At 61.9% G+C, this 20425-nt stretch carries 23 protein-coding genes; 6 read left to right on the top strand and 17 right to left on the bottom strand.

The window, feature by feature from the left end; translation table 11 throughout:
• Positions 1-23: 23 nt before the first annotated feature.
• The 16 genes from KKO72_RS13130 to KKO72_RS13055 all read right to left on the bottom strand — a co-directional run bounded on the left by KKO72_RS13130 (position 24) and on the right by KKO72_RS13055 (position 14374).
• Entirely contained in the window at positions 24-767 is a 744-nt protein-coding gene (locus tag KKO72_RS13130; protein ID WP_214938979.1) for a PhaM family polyhydroxyalkanoate granule multifunctional regulatory protein, read from the bottom strand.
• Positions 768-848: 81 nt separating this feature from the next.
• Entirely contained in the window at positions 849-1478 is a 630-nt protein-coding gene (locus KKO72_RS13125) for a hypothetical protein (protein ID WP_214938976.1), read from the bottom strand.
• Positions 1479-1516: 38 nt separating this feature from the next.
• Complete coding sequence (locus KKO72_RS13120; RefSeq protein WP_214938973.1) at positions 1517-2311, bottom strand: ABC transporter ATP-binding protein; 795 nt, start codon at positions 2309-2311, stop codon at positions 1517-1519.
• 4 nt (positions 2312-2315) lie between these two features.
• Positions 2316-3371 carry a FecCD family ABC transporter permease gene (locus KKO72_RS13115; protein ID WP_371736878.1) on the bottom strand — a complete coding sequence of 352 codons (1056 nt, stop codon included), beginning with the start codon at positions 3369-3371 and terminating at the stop codon, positions 2316-2318.
• Positions 3372-3376: 5 nt separating this feature from the next.
• Positions 3377-4498, bottom strand: coding sequence for an ABC transporter substrate-binding protein (locus tag KKO72_RS13110; protein WP_214938970.1), 1122 nt, complete (start codon positions 4496-4498; stop codon positions 3377-3379).
• 86 nt (positions 4499-4584) lie between these two features.
• Positions 4585-6903 (bottom strand): TonB-dependent receptor, encoded by a 2319-nt coding sequence (locus KKO72_RS13105; RefSeq protein ID WP_214938967.1) that lies wholly within the window; start codon positions 6901-6903, stop codon positions 4585-4587.
• A 39-nt stretch (positions 6904-6942) separates the two neighbouring features.
• Positions 6943-7464, bottom strand: a complete 522-nt coding sequence (locus KKO72_RS13100; protein ID WP_214938962.1) for a copper chaperone PCu(A)C — start codon at positions 7462-7464, stop codon at positions 6943-6945.
• 53 nt (positions 7465-7517) lie between these two features.
• Complete coding sequence (locus KKO72_RS13095) at positions 7518-7961, bottom strand: DUF2946 family protein (protein WP_214938959.1); 444 nt, start codon at positions 7959-7961, stop codon at positions 7518-7520.
• Between the two features lie 40 nt (positions 7962-8001).
• Positions 8002-8499: a copper chaperone PCu(A)C gene (locus KKO72_RS13090; protein ID WP_214938956.1), complete on the bottom strand. Its 498-nt coding sequence runs from the start codon at positions 8497-8499 to the stop codon at positions 8002-8004.
• Between the two features lie 172 nt (positions 8500-8671).
• Complete coding sequence (locus KKO72_RS13085) at positions 8672-9037, bottom strand: DUF2946 family protein (RefSeq protein WP_251140637.1); 366 nt, start codon at positions 9035-9037, stop codon at positions 8672-8674.
• Positions 9038-9101: 64 nt separating this feature from the next.
• On the bottom strand, positions 9102-9887 hold the full coding sequence (locus KKO72_RS13080; protein ID WP_305849453.1) for an amino acid ABC transporter ATP-binding protein: 786 nt from the start codon (positions 9885-9887) through the stop codon (positions 9102-9104).
• A gap of 15 nt (positions 9888-9902) precedes the next feature.
• A complete protein-coding gene (locus KKO72_RS13075) occupies positions 9903-10559 on the bottom strand; it encodes an amino acid ABC transporter permease (RefSeq protein ID WP_214938953.1) in 657 nt (218 codons plus the stop codon).
• 49 nt (positions 10560-10608) lie between these two features.
• Positions 10609-11454, bottom strand: coding sequence for a transporter substrate-binding domain-containing protein (locus tag KKO72_RS13070; protein ID WP_214938950.1), 846 nt, complete (start codon positions 11452-11454; stop codon positions 10609-10611).
• Positions 11455-11494: 40 nt separating this feature from the next.
• Positions 11495-12820: an FAD/NAD(P)-binding oxidoreductase gene (locus tag KKO72_RS13065; protein ID WP_214938947.1), complete on the bottom strand. Its 1326-nt coding sequence runs from the start codon at positions 12818-12820 to the stop codon at positions 11495-11497.
• Positions 12817-13107, bottom strand: a complete 291-nt coding sequence (locus tag KKO72_RS13060; RefSeq protein WP_214938944.1) for a 2Fe-2S iron-sulfur cluster-binding protein — start codon at positions 13105-13107, stop codon at positions 12817-12819. Before KKO72_RS13060 ends, KKO72_RS13065 begins: the two co-directional genes overlap by 4 nt.
• A gap of 82 nt (positions 13108-13189) precedes the next feature.
• Positions 13190-14374: an FAD-binding oxidoreductase gene (locus KKO72_RS13055; RefSeq protein WP_214938941.1), complete on the bottom strand. Its 1185-nt coding sequence runs from the start codon at positions 14372-14374 to the stop codon at positions 13190-13192.
• A gap of 91 nt (positions 14375-14465) precedes the next feature.
• On the opposite strand from KKO72_RS13055, the gene KKO72_RS13050 reads away from it, so the two are divergent.
• The 6 genes from KKO72_RS13050 to KKO72_RS13025 all read left to right on the top strand — a co-directional run bounded on the left by KKO72_RS13050 (position 14466) and on the right by KKO72_RS13025 (position 19425).
• Entirely contained in the window at positions 14466-14879 is a 414-nt protein-coding gene (locus KKO72_RS13050) for a VOC family protein (RefSeq protein ID WP_214938938.1), read from the top strand.
• Positions 14876-15478 (top strand): MarC family protein, encoded by a 603-nt coding sequence (locus tag KKO72_RS13045; protein WP_214938935.1) that lies wholly within the window; start codon positions 14876-14878, stop codon positions 15476-15478. Before KKO72_RS13050 ends, KKO72_RS13045 begins: the two co-directional genes overlap by 4 nt.
• Positions 15479-15506: 28 nt before the next feature.
• Positions 15507-16583, top strand: a complete 1077-nt coding sequence (locus tag KKO72_RS13040) for a DUF3108 domain-containing protein (protein ID WP_214938932.1) — start codon at positions 15507-15509, stop codon at positions 16581-16583.
• Positions 16584-16664: 81 nt separating this feature from the next.
• The gene (locus KKO72_RS13035) at positions 16665-16973 is read left to right on the top strand and encodes a DUF3567 domain-containing protein (RefSeq protein ID WP_214938928.1); all 309 of its coding nucleotides are present in this window, start codon (positions 16665-16667) and stop codon (positions 16971-16973) included.
• A 138-nt stretch (positions 16974-17111) separates the two neighbouring features.
• Complete coding sequence (gene purU, locus KKO72_RS13030; protein ID WP_214938924.1) at positions 17112-17960, top strand: formyltetrahydrofolate deformylase; 849 nt, start codon at positions 17112-17114, stop codon at positions 17958-17960.
• Positions 17961-18066: 106 nt separating this feature from the next.
• Complete coding sequence (locus KKO72_RS13025; RefSeq protein WP_214938921.1) at positions 18067-19425, top strand: esterase-like activity of phytase family protein; 1359 nt, start codon at positions 18067-18069, stop codon at positions 19423-19425.
• 89 nt (positions 19426-19514) lie between these two features.
• On the opposite strand, the gene asd is transcribed toward KKO72_RS13025, so the two are convergent.
• Complete coding sequence (asd, locus tag KKO72_RS13020) at positions 19515-20378, bottom strand: archaetidylserine decarboxylase (protein WP_214938917.1); 864 nt, start codon at positions 20376-20378, stop codon at positions 19515-19517.
• Positions 20379-20425: the final 47 nt, after the last annotated feature.

The raw sequence follows: 20425 nt of genomic DNA, 5'->3' as shown, positions 1-20425 counted from the left end.
AAATGGAAGGTCGGGAAGCAGTCTCACCGTCTGCGTACACCACGGGCGCTGGCCTCAGCTGTTTTCTTGGCGGCAGCTTTGGCAGGGGCCTTGGCAGCAACCCGTTTGACTACTGCCTTTTTGGCGGGTGGACTCACCACCGACGCTTTGCTGACCTGTTTGGCCACCCCCTTGGCGGCCCCCTTGACCAACTTCTTGCCGACATCCTTGGCGCTGGCTTTGCCGACCTCGGCCATGGCGCTGGCGGCAATGGCCTGGAACTGGTGGGTCAGCGAGTTCCACAACTGCATCGGGTCAACCAGGCCCGCCACCGCAGCGGCAGCGGCGGGTTTGGCGGCCTCGCCGACTTTTTTGGCCATGTCTTCGGTTTTGCCCGCCACATCACTCACGGTTTGTACGGTCGCGGCAGCGGTGTCGCTGACTTTCTGCAGGCCCGAGGCCACGGTGTCAGCGGCCTTGAGCTTGAAAGCGTTGGCCACATCGGTCATGTTGAAGTTCATGCCCTTCAAGGTCGCGAGGGTCATTTTTTGCACCTCCAGCGCCTGCACGGTGGCAGCCAGCGCCTTAGAGTTCTGGTCCAGCCAAAAGTGCACCGCCTTGAGTTCGGAGATGCGTTTGTCGAGCTCCTCGACGCTGAGCGTGGGTGCAATCCAGTTGGCCATGTTGGGCATCTGCGGAATGGCCTGCGAGGTGTTTTTGGCCAAATTCTGCAAAAAGTCAAAGCCCGGAACAAACTGGCCAAATCCGGTGCTGGATGTGTCGCTCATGAAAGTCTCCTTGGTGGGTGCTGGGGTGGCCACAGCTTACCCCAATGCGGCCCTACCCAGTGGATGATCAGGGCACCTGGTCTAGGTGCCCGGCGCCAGCACCGTGGACAGGCCGGTCGCCATCTCCAACCCAAGCGCCACGGACCCACGCAGCCGCGCTTTCTGGGGTCGGCGCTCGGCCAGAAAGTCACCGCTGCGCATGCTGGTGAAGGCACGCGAGGCGGTCTCAGGGGCGATGTCCAGAATCGCGCTCAGGTCAGACAGATGCGGCACTGCAAAGTTCTGGGTGGCCAAGCCCTCATCCACACCCTCAGCCACACCACTTTGGGCAAACATCAGCAGCAAGGCCTGAATACGCCGCGCCGCCGGGCCGCTGCGCAGGCTGACCACCTCGCGGCAACGCTGGTGTGCCACCACCACGGTTTCCATCAGGATCTGCATCATCGCGTCGCCACTGGCGTCCACCGGCGTCAGGCGGGCGGCAATCACCGCGCGCAGGCGCAGGCTGTCGTTGCTGCCGACCCAACGCTCCACCCCCACCACATCACCGGGCAGCGCCAGGCGCACAAAACGCGCGGGCTCACCCTTGGGGGCGCTGTCCACCCGCAACACACCTGAGACCACGCGCCAGGGCAGGCGCAGCTCATCAGGCACCAGCGCCTCGCGCGCGGCCAGGTGGCGGGTGGGTGTGTCGGGAAGCTGCTTGTTCATGCTGTCCTCCATGGATTAAATTGGCCTCTAGACCTTACTCATAAAGCACACCTAGCTATGTCATCCATAGCGTTCATGTGCTTCGGCACAGCCCGCTTGGGCACCAGCACACCGGTGCCATCAGCACAGCGCAGCGCCTCGGTCTCCACCCCAAAAGCCTGCGCCACATGGGCCACTGTCAGCACCTGGGCCGGGTTGCCACAGGCCAGCAGGTGGCCGTCTTTGAGCAGGACCACGTCGTCACAGAAGCGGGCGGCGGCGTTGAGGTCGTGCAACACCAGCAGCGTGGTCAGGCCTTGCTGGCGGGTGGTCTGGTGCACCACCTCCAGCACCTCCAGCTGGTGGCAGATATCAAGCGCGCTGATGGGCTCATCAAGCAACAGCACCTTGGGCTGAGACACCAGCGCCTGGGCCAGAAAGACCATCTGGCGTTGGCCACCGCTGAGTTCGCGCACATCGCGCCCGGCCAGGTCCTCGATACCCAGGCGCTGCAGAACCCGGCGCACCGCGGCCAGGTCGTCAGGCTGCACCTTCAGGCGCAACTGCTGCAAACGTCCAAGCAGCACCACCTCCAGCACACTGAGCGCCGCCAGGCTCAGCTGGTCCTGCGGCATGTAAGCAATGGATCCTGATGGCCGCTGTGCGCTGCCGTTGAACAGCAACTGGCCGCTGGCCTTGACCTGTCCGGCGACCGCCTTGACCAGGGTGGACTTGCCCGATCCATTCGGCCCGACGATGCCCAGCACCCGGCCCGGCTGCGCGCACAAATCAATCGGGTGCAACACCACACGTGAGCCATACGCAACGCTGAGAGATTGAAGGGAAATGTTCATGGCCTCACCAGTAACTCTTGCGGTTGCGCAAGACCATCCAGATAAAAAACGGCACACCAATCAAGGAGGTGACGATGCCAATCGGAAAAATCGCGCCCGGTGAAATGGTCTTGCTGGCCACCGAGGCCAGCGACAACAACACAGCACCAAGCAAGCCCGAAGCGGGTAAAAAACCACGCTGGTCTTCGCCAATGAGCATGCGCGCCAGATGCGGTGCCACCAGGCCGACAAAACCGATGGTGCCGACAAAGGCCACCGCGACACCGGTCAAGGCCGAGATCAGCACAAAGGAGCGGATGCGCAAGGCACTGACGTTGACTCCCAGCGCAGCTGCCCTGGCATCACCCAGTTTGAGCGCGGTCAGGCCCCAGACATCCCGCGCCAGCCAGGGCACGCACACTGCCAGCACCGTCAGCATGGCCCCCAGTTTGGGCCAGGTGGACTTTTGCAGGCTGCCAAACAACCAGAACACCACCTGCTGCAGCGACTCGGGTGAGGCCACCATCTGCAACAGGCTGGACAACCCCTGAAACAGAAACAACAGCGCGATACCGGCCAGCACCAGACCTTCGGCAGACGCGTTGCGAGCGCCACCAATCCAGTACACCCCGGCGCAGGCCACACCGGCGAACAACATGGCATTGGCGGCAATGGCATAGTTGTCAGGCACCGGCAGACTGAGGCCCAGCACAATCACCAGCGAGGCGCCAAAACCGGCCCCGGCCGAGAGGCCCAGCGTGTAACTTGAGGCCAGCGGGTTGTTCAGGATGGTCTGCATGATCGCGCCCGACAAGCCCAGCGCGGCACCCACCGCCAGCGCCATCAAGGCCACGGGCAAACGGATCGACCAGACGATGGCCTGCACCGAGCTGTCGGCGGGAAAACCGAACACAGCGCGTGCCACATCCCCCAAGGGCAGCATGGCCGGCCCGGTGGCGGCATCCAGCAGCACCCCCAGCAGCAACAGACCCAGCGCCATCAGCAGCACCAGCGCACGGCGAGCCATGCTGCGCCGGTATTCGGTGCTGACGGCATCCGCTGCCAGGGCGGGAGAGATCACGGCACTCACGGCTTGAGCGGCAGCATCCAGGTACCGGCATAAGCGACTGGCAGGTACTTGGCGTGGTAGGCCTTGAACGAGGCCTCGGGGTCCACATCCTTGAAGGCGTCCGGGTACAGGCGCTTGGCGATGTACTGCAAAGCGACAAAGTCAAACAGGCTACGCGACAGACCCGCTTCGATGGCGTGTACCTCACCATCTTTTACAGCCTTTATGTTGGCCCAACCAGCGCGCTCAGCATAAGGTCGCAGCGACGCACGGGTTATCTCAGGTGTGGCTTGGTAGCCGGTTTTGACAGCTTTGGGTTTGTTGACCCAGCTGGAGCCGGTGATAAAGATCAGATCCGGGTTGTCGGCAATCACCGCCTCGGGGTTCACCGGGCCCCAAGGGCCGGGCAGCTTGCCATCGGCCACGTTGACCGCGCCCAGCGTGGTCAATATCTTGCCCCACATGGTGCCGCTGTAGCTGTTGCCCACGGTGTCAGCACCGGCTTGGCCAAGCTCCACATAGACTTTTTTGTGCGTCGAGCCACCGGCCTTGGCGATACGTGAGAGCACACCGTTGTACTCGCGCTCGTAGAGTTTGGCCAGTTCCTCGGCGCGGGCCTCGGTGCCCATCACCTTGCCGATGGCTCGGGTGGAACTCAGGTGGCGCTCCAGCAACTGGGCGTTGTAGTCGATCACCACAATCGGGATGCCCGCGGCCTCGATCTGCTCACGTGCGATTTGCAATGACTTGTAAGTCCACTCGGAGATGAACAACACATCGGGTTTGAGCGCGATGACTTTTTCAGCGCTGAAGGTGCCATCGTCCGAATGCCCGATGTCGGGCATGGCCTGCAGGTTCGGAATGACTGCGGCATAACGGCTGAAGATCACCGGGCGCCAGCCCTCAAAGGGAGCGCGGGAAATACCCACCACCTTGGCCCAGTTGTCCTTGCCTGCCACGGCAGTGAACTCCTCAAAGTTGAAATTCAGCGCAACCCGCTGTACCGGGCTGCTGACCTTGACCTTGCGGCCCAGGGCATCGGTGACTTCCACCGTGGCCGACCAGGCACACAGGGCAAAAACGGCCAACCACACACCCAACAGGCGGCGCAGCACAGACTTCGTGACAAAAAAACGCATGAATTCTCCAGGTTAAAAATGCAGCTTTGACAAAAACAGCGCTGAGATTGCGCGCACCCACGTGGCGGCGCAGCCAGCACAAAGTTTCAGAACTTGAGATTCAGACCCACATACACAGATCGACCAGCGCCCGGCACGGCAATGCCATAAGGAATACCGTTGATGCTCATGGTGCTGCCTTGGCCGGTGTAGGCACCCCCTGTGGGCAAGGAATAGAACTTATCCAACAGGTTCTCCACACCAAAGTCGAGACGCACCGTTTTCCAGCTGTGGCTGGCACGCAGGTTGACCAGGCTGTAGCCGGGGGTCTTGACCTCGTTGCGCACGCTGGAAACGCTGTCTTTGGCCTGCACCATCACCAGCTCAAGACTGTTGTCCCAGCCTGCCAGTTTTTGGGTCAGCGCCAGCTTGGCATTGAGCGGCATCACGTTGTAGAGTGCATCGCCGGTGTCGCGGTTGGTACCGTGGGTGTAGTTCAACAGACCCTTGAACCCGAATTGGCCCCAAGCGTTGTTGGCCAGTGGCATGTGACCCGACAAATCCACACCGTACAGGCGTGCGGGCTGGTTGGCGTACTGGAGGTTGACAAACTTGCCGACTGCCGTGGCATTGCCTGCGCCACTGCACAGTGCGTTCATCATCGTGCCGGAACCGGCACAACGAACAGCGTCGATGTAGTTCGAGACTTGGGTGAAATAGGGGGTCGCCTTGAAACCCCAGGCACGGTCTGGTGCGTGAACATCCAAAGTGGCGGACAGTGTGTGCGCCACCTCAGGCTTCAAGTCAAGGTTACCGAGATAACCGTTGCCGTCACCCACAAAATTGTTCATCTCCAAAGCCATGGAGTTCTGTGACCAGGAGTAACGTTCATACAAGTTGGGCGAGCGCGTCTTGCGGGAGAAACCGAACTCGACATCGCTGCGCTCACTCTGCGTGTACCGCGCCAGAGCCGTCAGGTCCCAGTTGTGATCCGTTCGCCGGTGTTCCCGCGCATTGAAGGCGGCCGCAGAAGCTGCATATCCGGCCATCACGGTGTTGTAGCCTTGTACGTTCCCGGTATTGGTTGTCACCCGTTCGTATCTCAGACCCAAGAGTGTCAGCCACTGCGCGTCAAGCTTGGACTCCAACTCGGCAAACAACGCGGTGCGGTCGCGTTGGCCATCCCTGATGTTCCAGAAGGTGTCTGGGGCCATGCCGCCCGAAGTGGCAGGCACGCCCGGGGCTGAAACCATGCCATCCAGCGACGAAGGGGACGGCGGCCACCAGTCATTGAGCCGGTACTGCTGCAAGTCGACACCGAGGCGCAACAACTCCGTTGGTGACAGGATTTTGTCCGCTTTGACACTCAGCCCCGTGGTTTTCCCCTGGGTGTACATCGGCATGCCTGGCGCAACAATCGTGGACGGCAAATTGGGGCCATAGAAAAACTGTTTGTCCGCACCGAAGTCCATGAAGTGGTCCACGTTCTCGTGATAAGCCCTGGCTTCAAGTGCACCCCAGTCAAACTGGCCCAGGTAACGCAGGTTCACACTGTTCTGGTCGTTCTTGAGCAGGTCCATACGCTGGTTCGGGTACAGCTGGTAGGGCATGTCCTGCACACCAAATTTGGCCTCGAACAGGTGGTTGTCGTTTTTGTAGGCCAGTGCCAGGGTCTGGTTGCGGGTGTCGTAGGCACTGGAGCCGACCTCGTCCAGAGGCAGCGTGTGCCCGGCGCGGCCGGTGGACATGCTGGTCTTGAAGTCCCCGGCGGCCGTGTAGTTGTCGGCCTTGGCGGTGGCGGCGCTGTAGCTGATGTTGAAGCTGTCGGTGGCGTAGGTGGCCGACAGGTTCAAGCCGCGCGCGTTGTTGTTGCTGCGGTAGAAGGTGCCCACCTCGCCCTTGCTGATGGGCGCTTGCCCCGGCGCGGCAAATTCCGGCGCACGTGAGCTGACCGCGATACTGCCGCCAATGCTGTCACCGCCCACGCTGACCGGGGTGATACCGGCATAGACCTTGATCACATCCACCTGAGACGGGTCGATGTAGGACAGCGCCGGGTTCATGTGGTTGGGGCAGGACGCAATCAGGTCCATGCCATCGACTTGGATGCGCAGGCGGTCATCGGCCAGGCCGTGGATGACCGGCAGGCTGGAGACACCGCCCGCACCATACAGGCTCAGACCGGGGATGTCCGACAGCAGGCAGGCGGTGTCGCTGGTGGCGGCGAGCTTGGGTGCCAGCGTGGTTTTGTTCACCCAGGTGGCGCCGGGCGCCGGGCTGATGTTGTCTGGTGTGCCGGTGACGATAACGGCAGGCAGTACCGCAACCGCCTCGTCAGCGGCCCGGGCATGGGTGCACAACAGGCACAGCGCGGGCAGCGCCAAGGCCATGGCGTGATGGAAGGTTTGAAGTTTGGGGGAAGACATGGTGTGTTCCTGGGTTCAAAAAACAGGGGGCATTCACGCTCAGTGTTCGGCATGGCTGACGGACAGCGCACGCGGGGTCTGCACCCACACCTGCACGGTCTGGCTGCCCGCGTGTTCAAAGTCCAGCGTGACATCAAAGCGGTCGCCATCTTTGAGCGGCGACTTGAGGTCGAGCAGCGTGAGTTGGTAGTCACCGGTATGGCGCAGCCGGATGGTGTTTTTGGCAGGCAGGTTGATGGCCGACACGGCCTGCGTGCGCAGGCCGTGGGCCTCGGGGATCAGGCGCTCCAACACCACCCGGGCGGCCTGGGGTGTGCTGGCGCCCAACAGACGGTCAGGCTGCGCTCCCTTGTTCTGGATGCCCCGAAAGTAGACCTGGCCCTGCGCTGCACCCGGTGCACTGGGCACCGCATAGGGGTGATCCATCAGCAGTTCACCTTTGCGCACACCATGCGCTGACACCCACAAGGGCAGGATAAGCAGCAGCGAGACCATCCAGCGGCGCCAACCCGTGGGCCGCAGAGAAGAAAGCGCACCCTGAAGGCGCAACAATGAGACCATGACACTCTCCCAACTAACCAAAAAATATGCCTGTAGCCCTTATCAGGGCTGGATCAAGCACTATGAAATTGGATATTCAGGAAAGCAGGTGGACCGCGCGGTGGCGGTGTAACAACAAACAATAAAAGTGAAGCGAAGAGCTGCCGACTTTGTGCTGGCACGGCCTGCCCAGGTAGCACCAAGGGCACGAACGGGGGCGGTGGCGGGGTGCTGAGGCGCTCGGCGGACAGCAGACAGAACGGGCAGTGCTTCAGCCCTTGGGCAGAAGCCGGGTCACCCGATGCGTCTGATGTAGGCATCGCCCCATCGGCCGGTGCTTGCGCCACCACCACCCAACGCTGCCCGGTGGTGGTGCAGATCTCCACCAGCGCCGCATCACCACGTGCCCACACCAGGGCATGCGACAGCGTCGGAACCAGCGCGCCCAGCAGCGCGATCCACAGCGCCAGCCACACCACCCGAGGGCGGCGCAGCACGGTCGTCAGCGGGCTGGACATGGCGTGTTTGGTCAGTGTGGGTGGTGGTGGTCAGACTGACTCAGGGCTTGGCAGCGGACATGCCGTGTTTAGAATGGTCCATACCAGCCATGCCATCCGGCGCGGTGGTGGCCACCGGCAGCTTGAGTTCCAACTTGCTCTCGACCCCTTTGGCGTCTTTGAAGATGAGTGTCACAGGCACCGTGCTGTCTTTGACCAGCTGCTCTTTGAGGTCCATCAGCATGACGTGGTAACCACCGGGTTTGAGCGCCACCGCCTTGCCTGCGGGCAGATCCAGGCCACCCTTGACTTCAGCCATCTTCATCACACCACCGTCCATCTTCATCTCGTGCACCTGTGCCACACCGGCCACCGGCGAGGCCGCGCCCACCAACTTGGCGCCGTCCTTGGCAGTGAGGGTCATGAACGCACCGGAGGCCATCTGGCCTTTGACGGTGGCGCGCGCCCAGGCGTTTTGGACCTCGACGGTCTCGTGGGCCAGGGCACTCAGGGCCACACAGGCCAGGGCGGCAGCGGTCATCAGGGATGTCAACTTCATGGGATTTCCTTCAGGTTAAGAATGGCACGCTGTGCCGGGAGACAAAGGCGTTTCAGCCGACGCAAACCACACCAGAGCCAGCCTGTGGGACTGAGGTGTTTCTGCGCAAATACTGATTAAATCAGCCTCCAGCCCTTATGGATAAAGGGCCGATAGCTATAGATGGGGTAGCTTAGAGAAAGCTGGGCGGGCCACGCGAGGGTGGCGGTGCGGCCGTGAGCGTTGCGAGGCGCGCCGCAGGAATGCTTTGCAGCACCCGGCCCAGCGGCAATACCGGCTCAAACACCAGGCTGGCAAAGTTGGCTGGCAAACCACCTGTCATACACAGCGGGCAGTGCGCCTGGTCCACCGGACTGGTGGTGACCGAGCCGTCGTCATGCAACACCACCTTGGCCATGCCGGTCGAGGTGCAGATCAGCAACTCCTGCTGCGAGTCCACCAAGGGGGATGCCACCGCTACACCCAACGTCAAGGCAAACCATAGCAGCGCCAGTTTGGCGAGCCAGGGGGTGTTGCGCAGGAGGTGCAGAAGGGACATGGTGGCGGATGATAACTTGACCTCAGTCAAGCTCGACCAGCCATGAGCAATACCTTGACCTCCGTCAAACCTTGGTGCCCGCGTGGTAACGCGCAAAAAACTGCTGGGTGGCACTGTGCTGCGGGTTGTCGATCACCTCTTTGGCCGGGCCACTTTCCAGCACCACACCGTCGCGCATAAAAACCACCTGGTCGGCCACCTCACGCGCAAACGCCATTTCATGGGTCACCAGCACCATGGTCATGCCATCAAGCGCCAGTTCGCGGATCACCCCCAGCACCTCGCCCACCAGCTCGGGGTCGAGCGCCGAGGTCACCTCGTCAAACAACATCACCTGGGGCTGCATGGCCAGGGCGCGGGCAATCGCCACGCGCTGCTTCTGGCCGCCAGAGAGTTGCTCGGGGCGCTGGTCCACCTTGTCTTGCAGACCCACTTTGGCCAGCAGCGCCTGCGCCCGTTCACGCGCCTGGGCCTTGGGCAAACGCAGCACGGTCAGTGGACCTTCCATCACGTTCTGCAGCACCGTCATGTGCGGAAAGAGGTTGAAATGCTGGAACACCATGCCGGTGTTGGCCCGAAAACGCGCCAGAGCCCGGTCGCCGGGCAGGCGGGTGGCATCACCCGAGTAGTGCATCTCATGGCTGCCCACGCGGATGCTGCCCTGGTCGGGAATGGTCAACAGGTTGATACAACGCAACAGCGTGGATTTACCCGAACCGGATGGCCCGAGCAGCGCCACCACCGCCCCTTTGTTGATGTGCATGTGGATGTCTTTGAGGACCAGGTGGTCCCCAAAACTTTTCTGTAACCCGTGGATGTCGATCATGGCGTGGCGTCTGGCGTGTTTCATTGTCAGGTGGGTGGCTTACTTGGCGCGTTGTGACTCCAGCCGGCGCACCAGCTTGCTCGCGGGCAACAAAATGGCGATGTACATCAGGGCAATCAGGGTGTAGGCCTCCAGCGGGCGATAGGTTTCGTGCGCCACCGCCTGGCCCTGATACACCAGATCGGGCAGCGCCAGCACAGAGAGCAGCGAGGTGTTTTTGAGCTGCATGATCGATTGGTTCATCAGCGGTGGCGTCATGCGCCGCAAGGCTTGTGGCAACACCACCCGGCGCATCACCTGAAACCGGGTCATGCCCAGCGCGCGTGCGGCATCACTCTGGCCCGGGTCGATCGAGACAATACCGCCCCGGATGATCTCGGAATAAAACGCCCCGCCGTACAACGACAAAGCCAGGACCGCCGCCACCGAGGCCGTCATGGCCACCCCGATCAACACCGGCAACGCGTAATAAAACCAGATGATCAGCACCAGCACCGGCGTGGCCCGAAACAGCTCCACATACCATGTCAAAGGCAAGGCAAGCAGCCGCGTTTTGGCCAGGCCGCCGATGCCCGCGATCAGCCCGACCGCCATGCCCAACACAATACACAGCAGGCTGTAGCCCACGGTGACCATCAGGCCGTTGGCAAACAGCTGGCGGTATTGCCAGAGGTAGCCAAAGTTCCACTCGTACATGCCCACTCCTTGGTTCAGCGCCGTCTCAAACTTGCCACCAGGGTACGCCTCAGAAGCTCACAATGGCCGGAATCTCTTCGCGCTTGATGTTCATGAGTTTGTCCAGATTGCCCAACACGATGGGGTTGATGGCATCGGTGCGGCGCAACTCGGCGATCCACTCGTCCACATAGGCGCGCCAGCGCTGGTCTGACTCCATACGCAGGCCCGCATTGGTGGAGGTGCTTTTGATGGGCTCAGGCACCACCACCTGGCCAATGCCTGGGTTCTTTTTGACAATACCAGCGGACAGCGTCACCACCAGCGGCTGCACATCGGCACGCCCGGTTTGCACCGCCAGCGTGGCATCGGCCGACTTCTCAAAACGCAGGATCTTGGCCTTGGTGTACATCGTGGTCACCAGGTTGTCGTAGGACGAGCCCACATCCACCGCAATGGTCACCGCCGGTGTGTCCATCTCGGCCCAGGTTTTGGGACTGAAGCCCTTTTTGGCGATCAGGCTGTAGGCGTTGTTGAACAGTGGCTGAGAAAAGGCGATGACTTTTTCGCGCTGCGGCGTCGGGTTCAGACCAAAAAAGATATCGATCTTGTTGGACTGCAGGTCCAGCACCGCGTTGCCCCAGGTGGTCTCGGAAATCTCCAGCTTGGCCCCCAGTTTGGTCGCCAGGTTGTTGGCCAGGTCAATCATGATGCCGCTCCACGCCCCTGTGGCCAGGTCTTTCTGGTAGTTGGGCGCACCACCGGCCACCGCCGCGATACGCAGGGTTTTGCTGCTGCTGATGCGGTCCCAGGTGGACAAATCAGCGCCCGCTTGCGCCCAGGCGGGTGCACTCAGTGCGGCCACGGTCAGTGCGGCGACAGCCAGAACAAGTCGGCGGTGTGGGTGGGTTGTCATCACTTTTCTCCTTCAAAAAAAGGCAGCTCCGTGCCGGGGGTTAAACAGATTCGTTGCCGGTATAGGCCGCCAGTGCGGTCAAGGCCACCGGGCGCAGCGGCCAGCGTGGCACCTCACCGTTGAGCGCACCGGGCTCAAACAGCACACCGTGCTCCTGTGCCAGGGCACTGACGGCGTGGGCGCAGTACCGTCCCTGGCAGTTGCCCATGCCAAACCGCCCGACCAAACGCAGCTCATGCGCAGAACCCGCCAGCTGCAGACGTTCAAAATCAGCACGGCGCAGTCCTTCACAACGGCAGACCACGGTGTTGGCCGTGGGTACGACAGGGGGAGTCTGAAACAGCTGGGACAAGGCGTTTTGCGTGCGCCTGGCGGCGGCAATGGCTTGGTCGAGTTGGGCGTTTTCTGCGCCGGGCTGGCCCAGGGAACGCAGCACCTGCCATGCAGCGCGGCGACCATCGTCCACCGCAGCGGCCGCACCTAGCACCTCGCGACAATCCCCGGCGTGCACGATACAGCCCGACTCGTTGTGACTCACCTTGGGCAGGCCGGTGGTGTTGGGGCGAAGACCGTCGTGCAGAGCCAGGTGCCGCACCTGAAATTGACGTCGAATGCCGCTGTGGTGTTGCCCGGTGACCAACAGCTGATCACCCTCTGACATCACCGATACCACCTGCCAGCCCATCAGGTAGGGCACACGGGCGCGCCACAGTTCCCGGGCATACAGCGCAGCTTCTTGCACCAGAGGCCAACTGCGCAGCGCCTGGATCACAGAGCGGCCCTGCCACCACATCGCGGCCAGCGGCTGGGCATGTTCCAGCACCGCCAAAGGAGGGTTGCCCGCCGCAGCCAGTTGGGCCGCCAACGCCAGCAGCAGCGGGCCACTGCCCGCCAGCACCACCGAGCCAGCAGGCACACGACCCGTTTCCTTAAACTGCACCTGCATGCCCCCCGCCGTAACCACCCCCGGCAGCTCCCAGCCTTCACGCGGGTTCACCTGCTCCACAGCGCCCACCGCCAGAATCACCGCCTTGGGCCGGACACTCTGCACCCGCCCCAGCGGCCGGTTGTCAATTAAAAACCGGCCATCGCGGTCTACACCGATCAGCACCGATTGCATCAGGGGGCTGATGTATGCCCCCGCCTGCGCCACCGCTTGCATCAAGGCATCGCGTCGGCGGCGCTGGTGTTCAGGCATCACCCACTGGCTGGGGCCGGTGCCCACATGGCGCCGAAAAATGGCCCCACCAATCTGGTCGCGCTGCTCCACCAACAGGCTGCGCACACCGTGACGCGCCAGCTCCGTGGCCGCAGACAAGCCCGCCGGGCCCGCTCCCACAATCAAGACATCAGACGGCTGGGTCACGGGGCCCCCCCGGGCGGGCGGTCGACCTGCAGCACGGGCGTCAGGCGCATGCCCGGCTGCGCGGGCGTTAAACAAACCTCCACCGGACTGCCACCGTCCACACACACCAGACAGGCCTGGCAGTTGCCAATGCCGCAAAAATAGCGCCCCTGCAGCCCCCCCACAGCCGCGCCCAGTCGAAACACCTCGCTGCGCAACAAGGCGGCAGCAATGCTTTCACCCGGGTCAAACGATATGACCAACTGGTTCCAGAAAAACGTAGGGGACTGCGTGTTTTGCATTTTCATTTGCACAAATGTATTTGCAAGGATAACAGCTTGCACATGCCCGTCATCAGGCCAAACCCTTGGGTAGCGCCGGGGCGCCCGCTCAGCTCAGGTCGGCCAGGGGCAAATCACCAAAACGGCCGGGGTCCAAGGCCGACACATCCTGCCCCCCCGCGTCATCATCAATCACCATCCTGGCCAGCGCCGACCCCATCACCGGCGCCAGGCAGATACCGTCACCCTCCATGCCGGTGGCAATGAAAAGGCCAGCCAGCATGGGATGCCGCCCGACAATCGGCAGACCGTCCTGGGTGCCAATGCGAATGCCGGCAAAGGTGCGGATCACCCGCCTTTGAGCCAGCGCGGGCACCACCGCCAGAGCCTCACGCAACAGGCTGGAGACAGTGTGGATGTCGGTTTGGCGGTCGGCAAACCCGGTCTCGCGGCTGCTGCCGATCAAAAATTGGCCTGTCTCCAGCGGGTCAATCACCAGGCTGGCGCTGCGTTGGCCCAGCACCATACGTCGTTTGGCCGCCAGGTACCCGGCAGACATCAAAGGCCCAGGCAAAGCCGGGCCCGATAAGGATGCGCGGTCAGTCACGATGAGTTGCCCTTTGCGCGGGATCAACACCTTGTCCAAGCCCACCAATGCCCCCGTGCCCAGGCCTGCAGCGGCCACCACCATATCGGCCACCAACGTGCCATTGGGTGTCACAACACCCACCACGCGCTCACCCGACAGGAGCAGGCGGTGCACCGGGGTAAAACGGTGAATGGTCGCGTTGGCCACCTGCAGCAAGCGATCCACCACACGGTACCCCAGCGCATGCCCATCGTCAGGCACCTTCATGCCCGCCAGCACATGGCGCCCCAGACCTGGCACCCGTTGCATCAGCTCGGCGTGTGTCAGCGGCAGAATGCGTTCACCCAGGTCCATCAAATCGGCGCCCTGCTGGGCAATCACGGCTACTTCTTCGTCCGTTCGCGCAAACAGATAGGTGGGACGGGTGTGGTAGATATCGGTCAGGACGCCCTGCTGCACCCACTGGTGATAGAGGGCACGCGACGCCTGGGCTAAGGTCATCATGGGGCCAGGACGCTTGCTGGCCACCGACACCGCACCATCCGACGCGCCCGAAGCCCCTGCTGCGGGGGTATGCGCATCCAGCACCGTGACCCGTGCGCCAGCCCGACTCAGGAAGAAGGCGACTGATGCACCCACAATCCCCGCGCCGATGACAATGACATGCGGCGCACGCACAGAGCGGTGAACGTCAGCGTGAAACAAAGTGTTTGAAACCCTTGGCCATGACCAAGCTTAACCGCTGGCGCAGCGGCCCGCGCCAAAAACCCAGCCATGCCCTGATATCCTGTGGCCCATGAACAGCCTGTTTCACCTTGCCTTCAACGTCACCGACCTGGACCAGACGCGCGCTTTTTACGGCGGTATGCTGGGTTGCCGCGAGGGCCGCAGCACCAACACCTGGGTCGATTTCGACTTTTTTGGCCACCAGCTCTCGATGCATCTGGGTGAGCCGTTCAAGACTGCGGCCACGGGACATGTGGGTGACCATTTGGTGCCGATGCCGCACTTTGGTGTGATCCTGGCCTTGCCCGACTGGCAGGCGTTGGCCGAGCGGCTGCAGGCTGCCCAACTTGACTTCATCCTGGTGCCGCAACTGCGTTTTGCCGGTCAACCGGGCGAGCAGTGGACGATGTTTTTTTGCGACCCGTTTGGCAACCCGATCGAGGTCAAGGGTTTTGCCTCGCTGGACACGGTCTACGCTGCATGAACTACACCTTTGTCTCGGCCACCATCCTGCTGATCCTGATCACGGATCCGATCGGCAACATCCCGATATTTGCCAATGCGCTGAAAAACGTCCCGCCCGAGCGCCGCGCACGGGTCATCTTGCGCGAGATACTGATCGCCTTTGTGCTGTTGCTGAGTTTCATGTTCATCGGCGACAGTTTTCTGCGGGTGATGAACCTGAGCGAACTGTCCCTGCAGATTGGTGGTGGCGTGATCCTGTTCCTGATCGCGCTGCGCATGATTTTTCCGCCACCCAAGGTGGAGGGTGCCGAGCCGATGGGGGAACCGCTGATCGTGCCGCTGGCCATCCCCGCCATCGCTGGGCCCTCCGCGCTGGCCACGGTGCTGCTGCTGGTGTCGCAGGCGCCCGAAAAACGCCTGGAGTGGATAGCTGCACTGTGTGTCACCATGACCGTGAGCGCCGTGGTGCTGGTACTGGCCGAGCGCATCCAGCGTGTGGCAGGTGACCGCTTTGTGGTGGCGCTGGAGCGGCTGATGGGCCTGGTGCTGGTGGCGGTGTCGATCGAGATGATGCTGCGTGGTGTGCGCACTTTCGCCAAACAGCTGGCAGGCGCCTGAAGCCCAACGCGGATAATCTCAGCGCATCATGCCTGCCCGCTCTGCCATCCAACGCTGGTTGTTGCTGACCGCCGCTGTTGTGCTGGCCCATCTGGCGCTGATGGGCCTGGTCTCTGACACCCTGACACCGTTGAACCAGACCGCTCGCGCAGAAAGCACATTTGTGACGCGCACGGTGACGGAGCCCCTACCCCTGCAGCCAATGGCCCCCACGCCAGTGGAGGCAAGCAAGGCCAAGCCCCAAGCAAAAACCCGCGTGGCAGCCGCTCAACCCAAGCACCAGGTCGACACAAGCGCAGTCGTGTCGGACACCCGCAGCACAGACATCTCACCCGCCGAAGCGGTGGTGCCAGACCCTCAAGTGGCAGCGATTGAGCCCGAACCTCCTGCTTCAGCACCTGAAGCGAAGCCAACACCCGATATCGCGCAGGCCCCAGCCGCCAAACCCTTACATGTCGATCCAGAGCGCCTGAGCAGCTCCAAACGGCTGACCTACACCCTGATGACCAGCAAATTCCCGTTCAGTCTGAACGCCGAGTTGCTCTGGCGCAACCTGGGCGACCACTACAGTGCACGGCTGCGTTACAGCGCCTTTGGCCAGTCACGCATGCAAACCAGCCAGGGGCACATCACCAGCACCGGGTTGGCGCCCGACCGCTTTGCCGACAAATACCGCAGCGAACTCGCCACACATTTCAACCGGGCACAAGGCACGATCAGCTTCAGCGCCAACACACCAGACGCACCCCTGCTGGCTGGCGCGCAAGACCGACTGAGTGTGCTGCTTCAACTGGGCGCTCTGGTGGCCAGCGACCCGGCACACTTTGAATCCGGCACCACCCTCAGCCTGCAAACCGCCGGGCCACGCAATGCCATCGTCTGGCTGTTCACTGTGATGCCGGCCGAGGCTCTCGAACTGCCGGGGGGCACACTCCAGACCGTGAAACTGGAGCGCCAGCCGCGTGAGCCTTACGAGCAAAAGATTGAGGTCTGGCTGGCACCCCAACTGGACTACCTGCCCGCGCGCATCCGCGTCACCGACGCCAATGGCGAAAGCGCTGACCAGCAATGGCGATCCACCGAGTTGGCGACCGAAACTGACTGATATGGCCCATCGCATGGGAGCTTGAAAAACCGGGTTTGGCACCCAACTGCAGCAACACCTTGAATCAAGCATAATTTGTCCATGCACACCCTTTACGACTCTGACACCTTCTCTGTGACACACATGTTGGCCAATGCCGTGGCCGCTGACGTGCCCACAGACAGCTTGGGGGAGGGTGAGCAACTGCTGATCGTGCCAAGACTGGCGCGCCACGGTTTTGAGATCGTGGACAAACGCAACGGCAAAGAGGTTTACCTCGACGGCTCCTGGGCCGAGCTGTTTCAACAGCATATTTCAGCCTGGCAGCTCAAGACCCCTACCCAGGAAGAAGTCGAAGACACCTTGGAACAATACGCCGAGCTGGCACAAAACCCGGTCATCTTGCATTGACGCCGCTGTCACGCGGCGACCTGGTGCGTTCGCAGCTGGCAAATCCGGTCTGCTGATACCTTGTGAAGCCGTCTTGGGGCTGACGGGAACAAACCGTTGGGCAGCCACCCCTTGCTGGCCTGCGACAATATCGCCCCTATGAACCCCGTCTACATCCTCACCCTCTCCTGCCCGGACCGTCTGGGTCTGGTGCACGCGGTCTCCGGCTTCTTGCTGGAACGCAGCGGCAACATCGAAGAAGCCGCCCAGTACAACGACCAGAGCACTGGCTTGTTTTTCATGCGGGTGCAGTTTGCCTGCGCCAAACTCAGCTTTAGCGAGCTCAAGACCCAACTGACCGATTTTGCGGCACCATTTGAGATGCAGTGGCGATTACACGCGCAGGCCGAGCCGATGCGCACAGTGATCATGGTCAGCAAGGAAGGCCATTGTCTCAACGACCTGCTGTTTCGCTGGAAGAGTGGCCTGCTGCCGCTGGACATCCGCGCCATCGTCTCCAACCACCGCGAGTTCTACCAGCTGGCGGCCAGTTACAACGTGCCGTTTCACCACCTACCGGTCACCGCAGCCACCAAGGCGCAGGTCGAAGCCAAACAGCTGGAGATTATCCAGAACGAAGATGCCGAACTGGTGGTGCTGGCACGTTACATGCAGATCCTCAGCAACGATCTGTGCCGCGCTTTGTCTGGCCGCGCGATCAACATCCATCACTCGTTCCTGCCCAGTTTCAAGGGTGCCAAGCCCTACTACCAGGCACATGACCGTGGGGTGAAACTGATTGGTGCCACAGCCCACTATGTGACCGCAGACCTGGACGAAGGCCCGATCATCGAGCAGGATGTGGCCCGTGTTGACCACAGCAAAACCGTGGAAGATTTGACGGCATTAGGCCGCGACACCGAAAGCCAGGTGCTGGCCCGCGCCGTCAAATGGCACAGCGAACACCGGGTGCTGCTCAACGGCCACAAAACCGTGATCTTCAAGTAGTCGTGAGTTGTGGTTCAGGCCTGTGCCTCAGCGCCAGGCCTGTTTCACGCAACTGTCATGGCGGGCCGCCATAGTGGCGTTTTCATCAACGATGTCAACATCACCTATGACACCCACTACCAAACTTGGTTTGAACCTGGCTGCTGCCGCACTGCTCACATTCCAGCTTTCGACGTGGGCACAACAGGCCTACCCGGCCACCCTGTCAGGTCATGCGGTCCTGCCAGCGGCCAGTTTTGTTGCGGCCCGCAAGGACGCCCCAGCTGACCTGCAAACCAGCGGCAAATTCACCACCGGCACTCGGGTGGACAAACTGGCCAGCGTTGAAGGCCTGTCAGCAGGCCGACCAACCGGCATCTCCCTGCCCTTCAAAGGCCAGCCGCTGCAGGGGCATTCGGGCATCAAACACATGCCAGACGGCAGCTTCTGGATCCTGACTGACAACGGCGCCGGCTCCAAAGCCAACTCACCTGACTTTGCGCTGTACCTGAACCACTACAAAGTGGACTTCAAAACGGGTCAATTCAAACGCCTCGACACCATCTTCCTGCACGATCCGGACAAAAAGGTGCCGTTTCGCATCGTGCACGAAGGCTCCAAGGCGCGTTACCTGACCGGCTCGGACTTCGACACCGAGAGTTTCCAGTTTGCGGGCGGCGCCTTGTGGATTGGCGACGAACTGGGCCCGTTCCTGATCAAGGCCGACCTGAAGGGCAAAGTGCTGGCGGTGTTTGAAACCCAGGTTGATGGCAAAGTGGTGCGCTCCCCCGACCACCCGGCCGTCACCACGCCCGCTGCGCCCAACCAGGAGGTCAAGTTCCAGGTGCGCCGCTCCAAAGGCTTTGAAGGCATGGCCGCCTCCAAGGACGGCAGCAAACTGTATGCCCTGCTCGAAGGCGCATTGTGGGACGACGCCAGCAAAGCGCCCGAAGTGCTGGACGGCAAGCAGTACCTGCGTGTGCTCGAATTCGACGTGAAGGCCGGGCAATGGACGGGCCGCCACTGGAAATATGTGTTGGAGGCCAACCACCACGCCATTGGTGACTTCAACATGATCAACGAGAGCACCGGCCTGATCATCGAGCGCGACAACGGCGAAGGCACGGCTGACAAAGCCTGCCCCGAGGGCCAGAAACGCAGCGATTGTTTCCACGACCTGGCCAAGTTCAAACGGGTCTACAAGGTGGAGCTGAATGAGGCCAATGCGGGCGGTCCGCTGCGCAAGATCGGCTACATCGACCTGATGGCCATCGCCGACCCACACAAACTGGCACGCAAACCGCTGAACGACGGGGTGCTGACCTTCCCCTTCTTCACGATTGAGAACGTGGATGTGGTGGACGCCACCCACATCGTGGTCGGCAATGACAACAACCTGCCGTTCTCCAGCAGCCGCGAGCCCAACAAGGCGGATGACAACGAACTGGTGCTGCTGGACGTGGCTGAGTTCCTGCGTGCCAACTGAAGCAAGGCCTCACAGCCGCATGGCGCTGAACAGCAGCAGCGGCTGACGCGGCGCCTGGGTGTGACACCGCTCCGGGCGGCGGTCAGATGTCAGGCCAGGTGGTCAGACGGCTTGGTGTTGGCCACAACCTCACCCAGCCGGATGGCACCACCTGGCTGCCAGCCGGGGTTGAAGGTGAGTGGGCCTTTGGGGAATAACATCACCACCGTCGAGCCAAGCAAAAAGCGCCCCATCTCCTCGCCCTGCTTGAATACTTTGCTCTGATCGTCATAGTGCCATTGCGCCTGTTGACCCGTGCGTTTGGCATTCACCACCCCATGCCAGACGGTGGCTATGCTGCCCACAATGGTGGCACCCACCAGCACCAGCACAAACGGCCCGCGCGGGCCATCAAACACACACACCACCCGCTCGTTGCGCGCAAACAGTCCCGGCACACCACGCGCCGTCGCCGGATTGACGGAAAACAGGTCGCCCGGCACATAAATCATGCGGCGCAACACCCCGTCACAGGGCATGTGAATGCGGTGGTAGTCGCGCGGGCTGAGGTACAGCGTGGCGAAGTGGCCATCCGTGAACTGGGCGGCCAGACTGGCATCCCCACCCACCAGAGCGGTACAGCTGTAATCGTGACCTTTGGCTTGAAAAATCTGCTGCCCCTGGATCGGGCCGAATTGGCTGATGGCACCATCCACCGGGCAAATCAGCTCGGCCTGCGCTAGCGGGCGGGCGCCGCTACTTAATTCACGGGTGAAAAAGTCGTTGAAGCTGGCGTAACTGGCGATGTCTGGGTTCGCTGCCTCGGTCATGTTGACCCGGTAACGTTTCACAAACCAGGCGATCAGCGCGGTGGTCGCCGAGCCGCCCTGCCAACGGGCCACCTTCCCAGCCAAGGCCGTGAGGGCCTGCTTGGGCAACAGGTACTGCGAAAGCACGGCAAGACGTTCAGACATGGAGCAAGGTGGGGAGTGAATGGGGAATGGCATTCTATCGGTCGGCC

The sequence above is a fragment of the Rhodoferax sp. U11-2br genome (assembly GCF_018619435.1).
Lineage (GTDB): Bacteria > Pseudomonadota > Gammaproteobacteria > Burkholderiales > Burkholderiaceae_C > Rhodoferax.
The sequence above is the reverse complement of the archived record's forward strand: the minus strand, read 5'-3'. Positions and strand labels throughout refer to the sequence as shown.

What these genes read in the sequence shown, in the direction of transcription:
- asd (WP_214938917.1), bottom strand. Translation starts at nt 20,378, where the DNA reads ATGTCTGAACGTCTTGCCGTGCTTTCGCAGTACCTGTTGCCCAAGCAG.
- KKO72_RS13110 (WP_214938970.1), bottom strand. Translation starts at nt 4,498, where the DNA reads ATGCGTTTTTTTGTCACGAAGTCTGTGCTGCGCCGCCTGTTGGGTGTG.
- KKO72_RS13090 (WP_214938956.1), bottom strand. Translation starts at nt 8,499, where the DNA reads ATGAAGTTGACATCCCTGATGACCGCTGCCGCCCTGGCCTGTGTGGCC.
- purU (WP_214938924.1), top strand. Translation starts at nt 17,112, where the DNA reads ATGAACCCCGTCTACATCCTCACCCTCTCCTGCCCGGACCGTCTGGGT.
- KKO72_RS13100 (WP_214938962.1), bottom strand. Translation starts at nt 7,464, where the DNA reads ATGGTCTCATTGTTGCGCCTTCAGGGTGCGCTTTCTTCTCTGCGGCCC.
- KKO72_RS13050 (WP_214938938.1), top strand. Translation starts at nt 14,466, where the DNA reads ATGAACAGCCTGTTTCACCTTGCCTTCAACGTCACCGACCTGGACCAG.
- KKO72_RS13025 (WP_214938921.1), top strand. Translation starts at nt 18,067, where the DNA reads ATGACACCCACTACCAAACTTGGTTTGAACCTGGCTGCTGCCGCACTG.
- KKO72_RS13045 (WP_214938935.1), top strand. Translation starts at nt 14,876, where the DNA reads ATGAACTACACCTTTGTCTCGGCCACCATCCTGCTGATCCTGATCACG.
- KKO72_RS13080 (WP_305849453.1), bottom strand. Translation starts at nt 9,887, where the DNA reads ATGAAACACGCCAGACGCCACGCCATGATCGACATCCACGGGTTACAG.
- KKO72_RS13095 (WP_214938959.1), bottom strand. Translation starts at nt 7,961, where the DNA reads ATGTCCAGCCCGCTGACGACCGTGCTGCGCCGCCCTCGGGTGGTGTGG.
- KKO72_RS13040 (WP_214938932.1), top strand. Translation starts at nt 15,507, where the DNA reads ATGCCTGCCCGCTCTGCCATCCAACGCTGGTTGTTGCTGACCGCCGCT.
- KKO72_RS13130 (WP_214938979.1), bottom strand. Translation starts at nt 767, where the DNA reads ATGAGCGACACATCCAGCACCGGATTTGGCCAGTTTGTTCCGGGCTTT.
- KKO72_RS13085 (WP_251140637.1), bottom strand. Translation starts at nt 9,037, where the DNA reads ATGTCCCTTCTGCACCTCCTGCGCAACACCCCCTGGCTCGCCAAACTG.
- KKO72_RS13120 (WP_214938973.1), bottom strand. Translation starts at nt 2,311, where the DNA reads ATGAACATTTCCCTTCAATCTCTCAGCGTTGCGTATGGCTCACGTGTG.
- KKO72_RS13105 (WP_214938967.1), bottom strand. Translation starts at nt 6,903, where the DNA reads ATGTCTTCCCCCAAACTTCAAACCTTCCATCACGCCATGGCCTTGGCG.
- KKO72_RS13125 (WP_214938976.1), bottom strand. Translation starts at nt 1,478, where the DNA reads ATGAACAAGCAGCTTCCCGACACACCCACCCGCCACCTGGCCGCGCGC.
- KKO72_RS13060 (WP_214938944.1), bottom strand. Translation starts at nt 13,107, where the DNA reads ATGAAAATGCAAAACACGCAGTCCCCTACGTTTTTCTGGAACCAGTTG.
- KKO72_RS13075 (WP_214938953.1), bottom strand. Translation starts at nt 10,559, where the DNA reads ATGTACGAGTGGAACTTTGGCTACCTCTGGCAATACCGCCAGCTGTTT.
- KKO72_RS13035 (WP_214938928.1), top strand. Translation starts at nt 16,665, where the DNA reads ATGCACACCCTTTACGACTCTGACACCTTCTCTGTGACACACATGTTG.
- KKO72_RS13070 (WP_214938950.1), bottom strand. Translation starts at nt 11,454, where the DNA reads ATGACAACCCACCCACACCGCCGACTTGTTCTGGCTGTCGCCGCACTG.